The following is an 11,652-nucleotide window of genomic DNA, read 5'->3' as shown; positions in this document are numbered from 1 at the left end:
AATCGCCGCGATTGTGGTGATGCGCTTCAGGTGGATCAGCCGCCCTTCTTGGTCGTGCCCTTGTTCTCGCGTGTCATGTCCGACGGCGAGTTCGTCGAGTGGGTGCCGGTGTCGACGCCGTGGTCACTGTCGGTGATGCCGCACCCCGAGATTGTCAGACCGGCGACGATGGCGATCGCCGCGACGATGATTGTGCGCTTCACGTCTCCCCCAATGTGATGATCTCTAGCGTATCCAGCGGCGCGTCGTCGTCGGCGCCAAGGCTCGCCCCAGTGCAGGGGTCAGGCGCGTGAAACGGGCAGGTGGGTCCAGACTCAGGCGAGTGCGAGGCTCACTCGGGCGCACGTCGCGACTCATCGTCGCCGAGAGCTATCGGCGGCACGAGCATCCCCGCCTCCTCGCGCGTCCACCAGTCCCCCGTCTCGCGGCGTTGCTGCCGGGTTGTGAAGCGGTACAGATAGCGACGCGCCCGCACCGCGCGAGGGCGTTCGCCACCGAACGGGTCGGTGCCGAGCAGTCGCAGCGTCGGGACATCCGCCATCAGCAGTTTTCCGAGCAGCGCGATGAACCAGCGCTCCTCACGCGAGCCGAGGGCCAGGAACCACATGAGCCAGTCGAGCCGCAGGTGGTACGGCGCGAACTGCCGCGACCGGCGCCGGGTGTCCCCGGGCTTGCCGCGGAACCCGTACTCCACCCAGTCGCCCTCTTTCGGGTTTCGCGCCGTGGTGCCCTCGATCACGATCTCGTAGCGGCGCCGCGTGATCGTGCCGAACGCGCCGTAGGCGTTGACGAGGTGCCAGCGGTTGAAGCTCGCGTTCATCAGTTGGTGGCGCGAGAACAGGTTGCGCAGCGGCCACCAGCCGAGCACCGCGAGCAGGGCGCTCACGGCGAGCACGATCACCAGCCACCACAGCGGCGTCGGCGCGTAGTCGACCACGAGCCCGGCCGGGTCGCCGACCGCCGAAAAGGCGAGCACGATGGTGATCACGTTGAGCCAGGCGAAGTTGCCGGTGACCACGAGCCAGGCCTGGGTGGCGATGATGATGGCCGCCGCGACCGTCGCGACCGGCTGCGGGGCGAAGAGGAAGAACGGCACCACGAGCTGCGCGAAGTGGTTGCCGAGCACCTCCAGCTTGTGGAACCAGCGCGGCAGCAGGTGCGCCTGCCTGCTGAGCGGGTTCGGCATCGGCTGCGTCTCGTGGTGGTAGGTGAGCGCCGTGAGGTCGCGCCAGGCGGTGTCGCCGCGCAGCTTGATCAGCCCGGCACCGAACTCCAGCCGGAACACCAGCCAGCGCGTGAGCAGCAGCACGGTGAGCGGCGGGGCGACATCCGCGCTGCCCAGAAATGCGACGGTGAAGCCGGCCTCGAGCAGCAGGCTCTCCCAGCCGAACGAGTAGAAGGTCTGGCCGACGTTGACGATCGACAGGTACGCGCCCCAGAGCAGGAGGAACAGCACCATCGGAACCCACGACGGCGCGAGTTGCGGAATGCCCAGGACGATGGATGCCGCGACCGCGGCGCCCGCGACGCAGACGCCGCGCAGCATCCGGTCGCTGTAGCGCCAGCGGAAGATCGTGGGCTGACGCCGCGCGTACGGGTTGCGCAGAAACTGCTTCACCGGCAGCAGGCCGTTCTCGCCGAGCAGCGCGGGAAACTGCGCGGCGGTGGAGAGGAAGGCGATCACGAAGATAGCGGCGATTCCGCGCTGAAGGACCTGTCGCGCGATCTCGTAGCCCTCGGCGTCGAACCACTCCGTCCACTCCATGGCGGGACGATATGCCCGGTTTCACGGCGGCGCAATCGGGTTGATCTCGTCGCATTCCGGAGCGAAAGTTAGACAACACGTGTGATTTAGATGCGAATTCATGCACGTATCAAGGAATGAGAGAAACGACGCCTCGATGGTCACCTACCTGCTGAGCGACGAGGCGTCGTGCATCACCGGCGCGGAGTTCGCGGTCGACGGCGGCTTCACGGCGGGTTGAGTTAGCTGCGCTGGCGAGTCCTGTCGACGCGCGGCGACTTGTCACTAGTGGGGCCCTCTTGGCGGATCTAGGCCCCCTTAGTGACAAGTCGCGGCTCTGGAGAGGTCGCAGCGCGACTGCATGTCAGCCGACAACTCGCATACAGCCGCCGAACGCTCAGTCGAAGACCGAGCGCGCGACCGCCGTCACCTCGATGCGAAACCCGTCGGGCACCAGCAGCGACACGAGCGGCGGCCGCCAATACGCCGAGAGTTCGACCGTGGCGCTGCGACCGTCGTCGGTGCGGGCCGAATCGACGGCGAGCGATTCGAACTCCGACGCCGGTGCCGTCGACACGAACGCGGTGACCGCGGAGGCGACATCCGAAGACCGCAGTATCGGCCGGGTGCGCTCCCCCGTCGCCGCCACGTCGGAGAGCGAGAACGACTCCGCGCCGACGAGCGCCGCACTGTCGGCGAGGGTGAACAGCCGCTTGCGCTCGAGGTACAGCGAGGTCGCGGCGACAACCAGCAGCACGAGCACCAGCGCGAGGAAGCCGTAGAAGATCGTGAGCGGCAGGATCGAGCCGTCGTCGTCGCGGCGCAGCCGGTTCACGGGGCGGCTCCCCAGAATCTCGACACCTGCTGCGTCGCCGTCGACGACAGCGGCACACTCAGCGGCACGTCGAGGTCGAGCACGGGCGGCACCAACGGCAACACTGCCCGGCTCGTCACGACGACCGTCACAAACCCGCGGCGGGTGAGGCACTCCGACGGGCGGGGGGAGCAGCTGATCTCTACGGTCACACCGTTGGGGTCGAGCCCGTAGTCGGCGAGCGCGAACTGCACCGCCCGCTCGGCGCTCGCCTCCGCATCGGCGGGCGTGGCCGACTCGACGAAGACCCGGGCGGCCTGCCGCGATGCGCCCTCGACGGCGAGCGCCGCACCCTGGATGGCCGACATCGCGATCACCAGGTAGACGATTGGCACGAGCAGCACGAGCCCCGCGGTAACGAACTCGAGCGATGCCGAGCCGCGTTCGTCGTGGACTGTCTGACTAATCCACCGACTCCTTCGCCGCATGGCCGCTCACCTCCAGCCCGTTCTCCAGGCCGATCAGGCCGAGCAGCGGCAGCGGGGCGCGCACCGTGACGATGACGGCCGGATGCTCGAGGTACGTCCCCGAGGACGCCGTCACATCGGTCGCGTAGCCGGGACCGAGCGCCGTCTCGATGAGATCGCGGGCGCGAGCGACTCCGTCGCCCGGTGTGTTGTCGGCCAGAGCCGCGAACCTGGCGCCCTCGGCAGCGGCGTCGAGCACGGTGTTGCGCACGTGCAGCGCGAGCCCGAGTTGCAGCACCGAGAGGGTCATGATCGTCAGGAGCGCGCTCACCATCACGAACTCGGCCGGAGCCGAGCCGCGATCGTCGCGGAGCCGCGCCCACACGGTTCAGGACTCCACGAGCTAGAACCCGGTGACGCGTTCGATCGCCTGCTGGAAGACGGCGCTGAGCGCGGGACCGGCGATCCCCCAGATGATGATCACCAGGCCGGCGGTCATCAGCGTGATGAGCACCCAACCGGGCACGTCGCCGCGGTCGTCGACGAGTCGTCGTCTCAGGTTTGCGAACATGATTGCCTCTCTTCTGTCGCGCGCTACAGGCCCATTTGCAGCACGAGGATTCCGGGGAAGATCGCGAAGGCGATCGTGATGGGGAGGATGAGGAAGACGACGGGAACGAGCATCGCCACCTCTTTGCGGCCGGCGAGCTCGAGCAGCTGGCGTTTGGAGTCGTCGCGGGAGTCCTGCGCCTGGGCACGCAGCACCTCCACGATCGGTGTGCCACGATCGAGCGCCCCGGTGACCTGCTCCACGAACCGGGTGAACGGCGGCAGGTCGAGGTCGCGCGCGACCGCGGTGATCGAGTCGGCGAAGGGAAGGCCCGTATTGACGTCGGCGATGGCGCGGCCGAGCTCGCCCGCGAGCTCTCCTCCGCTGATGCGGGCGATGCGCCGGGTCGCATCGAGGATGCCCTCCCCCGCCGACAGGCTCAGCGTGAGGAACTCGAGCACTGTGGGCAGCTCGCTGGCCATGCGGGCGAGCCGGGCTTTCGCCGCCCGCTGCAGCAGGTGGTCGCGCAGGGCGACACCGCTCGCAGAGAAGACGAGCACTATGCCGAGCTGCCCGATCAGGGGGACGGCGCTTGAACGGGCGGCCGCGATGGCGGCGAGCACGCCGACGACTGCACCGACTGCCGCCCACAGCAGCTGGCGTCCGCGGAACTGCTCGACCGTGAGCTGCGACCCCGCCTGCCGCAGGCGGCGAGCCGTGGCATCCGGCCCGCCCAGCAGCACGCCCAGGCCTCGTCGCAACGCCCCGACCAGCGGCGCGAACACGAGGCCCAACACGGGGAGGGGGTCCGCCGTGCGGCGGGCGACAAGCTCACGGGCGCCGGGCGACACGTCGAGCACGTACGGTGCGACCCGGTCGATGAGGCGTGGACGGCTGAGCCGCGGGGTCAGTGCGACGAGCAGCCAGAGTCCGAAGCCGAGGCCGAGCCCGCAGGCGACCGCCCACGCGATGGCGGGGCTCATCGGAACCATCGCCGTTCATCGGGGATGCGGCCGATAGCGACCATGATGCGGTAGGCGACGACCGAGACGGCGAGGCCGGCGATCACGAGCACGCCTCCCGCCGCCGTGTTGTAGGCGACTGCCGCCTCCGGGCGGGTCGCCAGCAACAGCAGCACGATCCACGGGGCGGCGACCCCGAGACGGGCCGCGTTCATCACCCACGACTGCCGCGCCTCGACCTCGGAGCGGATCGCCGCCTCCTGCCGGAGGTACGCCGCGAGATTGCGCAGCACGGTCGTCAGCTCGGTACCGCCGACCTCACGCGACATGCGCAGGGTCTCGAGGATGCGGTCGGCCACGGGGTCGGCGAGCCGCTCCTTCAGCTCGGAGACACAGAGCGAGAAGTTACCGGTCGCCCGGTATTGCGTCTCGAAGCCGGCGAAGGCCTCGCGGGTGATGGGCGGCCCGGCGTGCGCCAGGGTCACGACGCTGTCGGGAAGCGCCAGCCCCGACCGCACCGCCGACACCAGATGGTCGACGACGTCGGGCCAGACGACCCTGGTCGCACGGCGTCGCGAACGCGATCGGCTCGTCACCAGCACGCTGGGCAGCACGAGCGCCACCACTCCAGCCGCGACGCCGAGGGCCGTCACCGGGATGAGGGCGATCGTCACGGCCGCGGTGAGCAGAGCGAGGATGACCGAGACCACGGCGAAGGTGGTTACCGACACCCGGGGCAGCCCGGCCTGCACGAGACGCACGCGCAGCACGTCCACCGGCCCGGACGAGTCCGCGCGCGGCAGAGCGGTGGCGGGCCAGAGCACCGGCGAGATGACGAGGAGCGCGCCGATGCCGAGCAGGAGACCCCAGATGAGAGTCATAGGCGGCTTCTGGTGAGTATCGACGCCGGATCGAAACCCGCGGTGCGGAACTTCGCCGTCTTTGTCGGATGCCCTCCGGTCGCCACCAGTTGGTCGCCGTCGAGCGCGAAGATCGTGCTGGTCTCGATGACCGCCCCGGTGACCTGCCCGCTCGGGGCGACGATCTCGACCACACGGCGGCGTCCCCCGCGGCCGATCTCACAGTGCACGACCACGTCGATGCACCCAGCGACGGTCGGGACGACGAATGCCGAGTCGATGTTGCGCCCGGCCAGCAGCGGGAGGGTGCACAGCTTGGCCAGAGCGTCGCGTGCGCTGTTGGCGTGGATGCTCGACATGCCGGGGAGGCCGCTGTTGAGGGCGATGAGGAGATCGAGCGACTCCGCCTCGCGCACCTCGCCGACCACGAGGCGGTCGGGGCGCATCCGCAGCGACTCCTTGATGAGCCGGCGCAGCGTGATCTCGCCCGTGCCCTCGAGACTGGGCTGACGACACTGCATCGCGACCCGGTCGCGCGCGCCGAGGTCGAGTTCGAAGGTCTCCTCCACCGTGACGATGCGCTCGCTTGCCCTGGCGCTCGACAGCAGCGCGTTGATCATCGTGGTCTTGCCGCTCTGGGTGGCCCCGGAGACGAGGATGTTCTGGCCCGAGAGCACGCACATGCGGAGGAACTCGGCCGCCTGATGGCTGAGCGAGCCGAGCGCGATGAGCCGTTGGAGGTCGCGGATGCGCTGCGTGAACTTTCGGATATTCACGGCCCAGTGCACCTGGGTCACATCCGGGATGACGACGTGGAGGCGGCTGCCGTCGGGAAGCGACGCGTCGACGAAGGGAGAGGACAGGTCGACGCGGCGGCCGGACGACTGCAGCATGCGCTCCACGAGGTCGCGCACCTCGCCGTCGGTCAGCACGACGGACGTGAGTTCCGGCACCCCATTGCGGGCGACGAACACGCGGTCGGGGCCGTTGATCCAGATCTCCTCGATCTCGGCGTCGTCGAAGAACGGCTGCAGCGCCCCGAAGCCGGTGAGCGTCGCGACGATCTGGCGGGTCGTGTGCGCCTCGTCGGCCAGCAGCGGCACCGATCCGCCGAGCGCCCGCTCGCTGTAGCGCTGCACGGCGTCGCGCACGTACCGTCCGGCGAGCTCGCGGTCGGTGCGCAGGTCGACGCCGTCGCGCCGCACGCGCTCGCGGACCTGGTCGGTGATGATCGACTCGGCGTGCGACATCCTGACATTTTCTTCGGACGGCGGATCTCGCGCGCGAGTTATCCACAACCGGGCGTGCCCTACGCTCGAGCCATGGGCGTCGACCACGAGAGCTTCAGCGAGATCCCGGGCGGCTCCATCACCTTGAGGGACGCGCGCACGGACGGCGCTCGTGAAGTGCGGCTGCAGCCGTTCGCGATCCGCGCCACACCCGTGCTGCTCGCAGAGTTCGCCAGGGCAGCGGATGCCACGGACATCACCGCCTCGCCGCTGGCACCCGCCCATGCCGTGACCTGGTTCGCGGCCGTGGGCTGGTGCAATGACGCATCTGTTGCCGCCGGCCTGACCGAGGCGTACTCCATCGACGGCCGTGCCGTCACCTGGGATCCCGGGTCCGACGGCTACCGCCTGCCGACCGAGGCCGAATGGGAGTTCGCCTGCCGCGCCGGCACGGCCACACCCACCTACGGGCCGCTCGACGAGATCGCCTGGTCGGCGGCCGACGGCATCGACGGTCCGCGGGATGTGGCGCTCAAGCTGCCGAACGATTTCGGGCTGTACGACACGATCGGCAACATCTGGGAGTGGTGCTGGGACTACGCCGACACCGCCCGCTACGGCGACTACCGGGCGCTGCGCGGCGGCGGCTGGGCCGACCAGGCGTGGAGCTGTCGCGCCTCGGTGCGCCGTGGCAGCGCTCCGGATGCGGTGCTGGAAGACGTGGGATTCCGGGTCGCGCGCGGCGCGGTCGGCGAACGCGGGGCGGTCGAGGCCCAGGGCTGGTCGGCCGCTGCCGATCGACAACGGGCCGACATCCGCGGACCGTTGCCGATCGGGTGGACTCCCCTGCGAGAGCTGCTCGGCTGAGGCATCCAGCCGCTACGGGCGTTCGCCGCGCACCACCGCAAGCTCAGCGAAGCAGCGCACTCAGCGGTCCTTGCGCGCTTCGACCCTGCGCTTGATGAAGATCGCGCCGAGGATCCAGCCGCCGAGGGCCGTCACCAGCCAGACGACGAGGGAGGCCAGTATCCAGGCCGTGACGCCGGTGATGTGCAGGCCGCCCTCGAACAGCGAGGCGATCGCCAGCGACAGCAGCGTGGTCACCAGGCCGATCCCGCCGAGTACCGCGGAGGCGTACTGGCGCGCGACGTTGAAGACGAACGGTCCGAGCACGCCCTGGCACAGGGCGAAGACCAGCACCGCCACGATGAAGCCGGCGGGCTGCAGCTCGACCCCGTCGATGAGCCAGCCGGCGATGAGCAGGCCGGCGGCGGAGGTGCCGAGGAATATGGCGGCCGAGATCAGGAAGCGAATCATGGGGGTGCCGTCCGTTCGGGGTAATGCTCGAATGTTATTGGCCGGTACGCCGCGCTGTCGACCCTCGTCTGCGACCGCCGGCTGTGTTCGCGGGCGCGGCGAAGCCGGGCATCCCCCAGAAGAATGCCCGGCCGTCACCGCGCGCTCAGTCGACTAGACCCGGCGACGACGCCCCAGAAGGGCGAGGGCGAGGCCCGCGACCAGAAGCGCGGCGACGACGCCCAGAACCGGCGCGAGGTCCACACCGGTGTAGGCCAGCCGCTGCGCCGAGAGAGCCGACGACGAGCTGGAGCCGATGGCCGTGGTTCCATCGGAGGCCGCCACCGTCACGGTCGCCGACGGGGTGGTCGGTATAGTCGGCGCGGTCGGCGTCACCGGGGCGACCGGGGTCACCGGCGTGGTCGGCGTCACAGGCGTGGTCGGCGTGACCGGCGTGGTCGGCGTCACGGGCGTGGCCGGCAGGCCGGACGTTCCTGCGGTCGCGGTGCCGAGAACGCTGATCGCGTTACCGCCCACCGTGACCGGCAAGGCAATCGCCGGGAGGATCTGTGTTCCGCCCAGGATTCCGTCGCCCCCCGTCGTGATTGCTCCACCGCTTGCACCCTCGGTTGCAGTCGGAGCCATGGCGCCCGTCGACGACGAGTCGCCGAGCAGGCTGATCGCGTTGCCGCCGACCGTCACCGGGATGGCGATGTCCGGCAGGACCTGCGTTCCCCCGGCGATGCTGTCGGAACCCGAGGTGGTCGCACCGCTACCGGTGGAACCCGTCGCCGGAGCGGCCGGAACCGTCGCAGCTGCCGCGCCCGTCGACGACGAGTCGCCGAGCAGGCTGATCGCGTTGCCGCCGACCGTCACCGGGATGGCGATGTCCGGCAGGACCTGCGTTCCCCCGGCGATGCTGTCGGAACCCGAGGTGGTGGGTGCCGTCTCCGGCGGGGTCGGCTCGGCCACCGGCACGACGGGGGCCGTGGCCCCCGACGAGACGGCGTCGCCGAGCAGGCTGATTGCGTTACCCTGCACGGTCACCGGAACCGTCGCCTCGACGATCGTCTGGGTTCCCCCAAGCACCGAGTCCGAACCGCTGGTCGCTGCCGGCGCGGGAGCTGCGACGGGCGGTGCGACGGGTGTGACCGGCGCGACCGGCTCGACCGGCGCCACGACGGGCGCCGCTGCCGGCGCGGCGACCGCGTCGCCGAGCACGGTGATCGCGTTGCCGACGGCGGTTACCGGAGCGGTGACGGGCGCGAGAATCTGGGTGCCCGAGAGCAGCCCGTCGTCTCCGGTGGTGTCGGCGGCGTTCGCTACGCCTGCCCCGAGGAGCGTGAGCCCCCCGGTGAAGAGCACGAGGTAGAGCCCCCGTGAGATGAATGTAGACATGGTTGTTACTCCTATTGATTGAGTGGTTGTTGCCTCCGTGGGGAGGCGGTGATCGTGCCTGCGTCCGGGCAGGAACGACCCACTCAGTCGGGAGTAGTGTCCGAGGGGAAAGTGGGCGACGACGGGAGTTCGTCGTCGAAGAGCGGGGCGCGCATCCCGGATACAGCGAAGTCGAATGAGAAGCGAGCGGGGTCGTCGCCGGCCGCCGAGGCACAGCCGCCTCCGCCGCCCGCGGCACCGCCCGAGCTGGCGGCCGGAAGGGCGGGGTCGGCGGGTGACTCCCCGGGCAGGGGTGAGGGCAGACCGCCGGAAGGCGTCACGAGCGTGGATGCCTCGATCGAAGCGCCGCTCGCCGGCGCCGACAGTGCCCGGCCTAGACTGGCCAACGCCGCGCCATCCGTCGTTCTCGCGTTCGAGCCGTCTGTACTCGGCTGCACGAAGGCCAGCGCGGCTGCGACGCCGGGAGTGCGGGCGGCCGGGTCGCGCCCGGACAGCAGCGGGGTGAGCACGTCGACGGCGGGCGTCAGCGGTGCGACGACCGGTCCGAGTACGGGGCCGAGCGGGGCGACGACGGGGCCCAGAACGGGCGCGAGCGGTGCGATCACGGGGCCCAGGACCGGAGCGAGCGGTGCGACGACGGGGGCGAGCGGGGCTACAGCGGGCGCGAGTGCACCCACCACCGGTGTGAGCGTCGCGACCACCGGAGCCAGCACGGGGGCGACGACGGTGGTGACGACGGGGGCAGCCGGAGCGGTGACGGTGGAGACGACGGTTGCGGCCGGCTTCACGACGGGCGCGACCGCAGCCGCGACGGGGGCGGATACCGCGGCCGAGACCACCGGAGCGGCGACCGGAGCAACCGCCTCGACGACGGGGACGACGACCGCAACCGGCGTCGCGACGACCGGCGTCACGGCGGCCGTCACTGGCGCTGTCACCGACCCGACGAGCGATGCCACACCGTCAAGAGGCGAACGCTCGTCGGCGTGCGAGGCGGCGGCGGAACTCGACCCGAGAAAGAGCGAGGCGACGAACCACAGGAAGGCGGCGGATGCTGCGAGCACGAGAATGCGCAGCACGGGCAGGGGCGATCGCGAGTGTGACGTGTCCACAGCGACGCTCCTCCCCCAGAACGCAAGAAAAGTTTTCACCTTTAGCTAAGCACTTCGAGGAGGCGGCGTCCATCGCTTTCGGGGTACAGTCGAAAAAGTTTCGACACAGAGCGACGGCATCAGGGGAACGGCTTGTTCACCGCGGCGGCCTCGAGCGCGACGCACACGACGAAGGTCGCCGCGACCAGCCCCACCCCTGCGGCAGCGACCCACCAGTTGCGGGTGTCGGGGTCGCGATCGCGGCGCACCGCCGTGACGACGATCGACACGAACGGCACCACGATGGCCACCCCGAACATGAGCTGGATCGCCCACGCCCGAGACTAACTGCTCGAAGGAAAGGTCAGCGATAGAGCGCGACGACCCGCTCGATCTCGGCGAGCGCCTCGTCGGAGGGCGCCTCGATGGCCATGCGGGTGGTTCCGCCACGCACACCGAGCAGCGCGTACGCGGCCTTCATCCGCCCCATGTTGCCGGCGATCGCATCCACGACCTCGTCGACGCTGCGCTGGGCGTTCTCGATCTCGGCGGCGTCGCCGGAGTCGTGGGCGGCAGCGAGCGCACGGAACGGCTTCGGCAGCACCGACGAGACGCCGGAGATGACGCCCTGGGCACCGTAGTCCGCGGCCCGGCCCAGGTCGCGGTCGGAGCCGGTGTAGATGAGGAAGTCCTCGGGAACCACGTCACGGTAGGCACGGATCTGCTCGAGCGGCTCGTCGCTGACCTTCGCGCCGACCACGTTCGGCAGGGTCGCGAGCGTGGCCATGAGCTCGTTCGAGATGAAGTTGCCGCTCACGGCGCGGAAGACGTAGATGAAAACGTCGAGCCCGCCGGCGGCGTTCGCGACGGCGGTGAAGTAGTCGAGCAGCGCCTTGTCGGTCGCCTTGAGGTAGTAGGGCGTGAGCACCGCGATCTCTTTGGCACCGGCCTCGCGGGCCTGCGCCACCAGACGCAGCGCCTCGTGCGTGCTGGCCGCACCCACATGCACCACCACGCGCATGTGGGGCGACAGCTCTTCGATGCTCGCCGCGACCAGCGCGGTGCGCTCCTCGAACGTGAGCGAGGGGAACTCCCCCGTCGTGCCGAGCACGAACGCGCCCTCGTTGCCCGAGGCGGCGACGTAGCGCAGGATCTCACGCGAGCCGTCGAGGTCGAGGTCGCCGTTCTCGTGGAAGGCGACGGGCACGGCTGTCAGGATTTCTCTGGTTCTCATTGCGGTT

General features: G+C 70.0%; 16 protein-coding genes. 2 read left to right on the top strand and 14 right to left on the bottom strand.

Annotated features, from left to right (window positions below):
• Positions 1-35 precede the first annotated feature (35 nt).
• Positions 36-203 (bottom strand): hypothetical protein, encoded by a 168-nt coding sequence (locus tag ABIE21_RS00905; protein WP_354022905.1) that lies wholly within the window; start codon positions 201-203, stop codon positions 36-38.
• A gap of 128 nt (positions 204-331) precedes the next feature.
• A complete protein-coding gene (locus tag ABIE21_RS00900; protein WP_354022904.1) occupies positions 332-1,765 on the bottom strand; it encodes a lipase maturation factor family protein in 1,434 nt (477 codons plus the stop codon).
• A 100-nt stretch (positions 1,766-1,865) separates the two neighbouring features.
• Here ABIE21_RS00900 and ABIE21_RS00895 point away from each other — a divergent pair, with 100 nt between their 5' ends.
• A complete protein-coding gene (locus ABIE21_RS00895) occupies positions 1,866-1,985 on the top strand; it encodes an SDR family oxidoreductase (RefSeq protein ID WP_354022903.1) in 120 nt (39 codons plus the stop codon).
• 156 nt (positions 1,986-2,141) lie between these two features.
• Here ABIE21_RS00895 and ABIE21_RS00890 read toward each other — a convergent pair whose 3' ends face one another.
• From ABIE21_RS00890 to ABIE21_RS00860, 7 genes are read right to left on the bottom strand one after another with little or no spacing between them, the layout of a single operon-like run.
• A complete protein-coding gene (locus tag ABIE21_RS00890; protein ID WP_354022902.1) occupies positions 2,142-2,579 on the bottom strand; it encodes a pilus assembly protein TadG-related protein in 438 nt (145 codons plus the stop codon).
• Positions 2,576-2,962 (bottom strand): hypothetical protein, encoded by a 387-nt coding sequence (locus ABIE21_RS00885; protein WP_354022901.1) that lies wholly within the window; start codon positions 2,960-2,962, stop codon positions 2,576-2,578. Before ABIE21_RS00885 ends, ABIE21_RS00890 begins: the two co-directional genes overlap by 4 nt.
• Positions 2,963-3,020: 58 nt before the next feature.
• Positions 3,021-3,410, bottom strand: a complete 390-nt coding sequence (locus ABIE21_RS00880; RefSeq protein ID WP_354022900.1) for a TadE/TadG family type IV pilus assembly protein — start codon at positions 3,408-3,410, stop codon at positions 3,021-3,023.
• Positions 3,411-3,428: 18 nt separating this feature from the next.
• Positions 3,429-3,596 (bottom strand): hypothetical protein, encoded by a 168-nt coding sequence (locus tag ABIE21_RS00875; protein ID WP_354022899.1) that lies wholly within the window; start codon positions 3,594-3,596, stop codon positions 3,429-3,431.
• Positions 3,597-3,619: 23 nt separating this feature from the next.
• Complete coding sequence (locus ABIE21_RS00870; RefSeq protein WP_354022898.1) at positions 3,620-4,558, bottom strand: type II secretion system F family protein; 939 nt, start codon at positions 4,556-4,558, stop codon at positions 3,620-3,622.
• Positions 4,555-5,418, bottom strand: coding sequence for a type II secretion system F family protein (locus ABIE21_RS00865; RefSeq protein WP_354022897.1), 864 nt, complete (start codon positions 5,416-5,418; stop codon positions 4,555-4,557). Before ABIE21_RS00865 ends, ABIE21_RS00870 begins: the two co-directional genes overlap by 4 nt.
• Positions 5,415-6,647, bottom strand: a complete 1,233-nt coding sequence (locus tag ABIE21_RS00860) for a CpaF family protein (RefSeq protein ID WP_354022896.1) — start codon at positions 6,645-6,647, stop codon at positions 5,415-5,417. The genes ABIE21_RS00865 and ABIE21_RS00860 overlap by 4 nt, the downstream gene beginning before the upstream one ends.
• Before the next feature lie 72 nt (positions 6,648-6,719).
• Between ABIE21_RS00860 and ABIE21_RS00855 the strand changes: the two genes are divergently transcribed.
• Positions 6,720-7,493, top strand: a complete 774-nt coding sequence (locus ABIE21_RS00855; RefSeq protein WP_354022895.1) for a formylglycine-generating enzyme family protein — start codon at positions 6,720-6,722, stop codon at positions 7,491-7,493.
• 60 nt (positions 7,494-7,553) lie between these two features.
• Here the strand turns inward: ABIE21_RS00855 and ABIE21_RS00850 are convergent, their stop codons facing one another.
• The 5 genes from ABIE21_RS00850 to ABIE21_RS00830 form a co-directional block, all read right to left on the bottom strand.
• Positions 7,554-7,943, bottom strand: a complete 390-nt coding sequence (locus tag ABIE21_RS00850) for a phage holin family protein (RefSeq protein ID WP_354022894.1) — start codon at positions 7,941-7,943, stop codon at positions 7,554-7,556.
• Between the two features lie 153 nt (positions 7,944-8,096).
• Entirely contained in the window at positions 8,097-9,320 is a 1,224-nt protein-coding gene (locus ABIE21_RS00845) for a chaplin family protein (protein ID WP_354022893.1), read from the bottom strand.
• 83 nt (positions 9,321-9,403) lie between these two features.
• Positions 9,404-10,432 (bottom strand): hypothetical protein, encoded by a 1,029-nt coding sequence (locus ABIE21_RS00840; RefSeq protein ID WP_354022892.1) that lies wholly within the window; start codon positions 10,430-10,432, stop codon positions 9,404-9,406.
• A 119-nt stretch (positions 10,433-10,551) separates the two neighbouring features.
• Entirely contained in the window at positions 10,552-10,731 is a 180-nt protein-coding gene (locus ABIE21_RS00835; RefSeq protein WP_354022891.1) for a hypothetical protein, read from the bottom strand.
• 44 nt (positions 10,732-10,775) lie between these two features.
• Positions 10,776-11,645 carry a dihydrodipicolinate synthase family protein gene (locus ABIE21_RS00830; RefSeq protein WP_354022890.1) on the bottom strand — a complete coding sequence of 290 codons (870 nt, stop codon included), beginning with the start codon at positions 11,643-11,645 and terminating at the stop codon, positions 10,776-10,778.
• Between the last annotated feature and the right edge of the window lie 7 nt (positions 11,646-11,652).

It is taken from the genome of Conyzicola nivalis (genome assembly GCF_040548875.1).
GTDB classification, from domain to species: Bacteria; Actinomycetota; Actinomycetes; order Actinomycetales; family Microbacteriaceae; genus Conyzicola; species Conyzicola nivalis_A.
The sequence above is the reverse complement of the archived record's forward strand: the minus strand, read 5'-3'. Positions and strand labels throughout refer to the sequence as shown.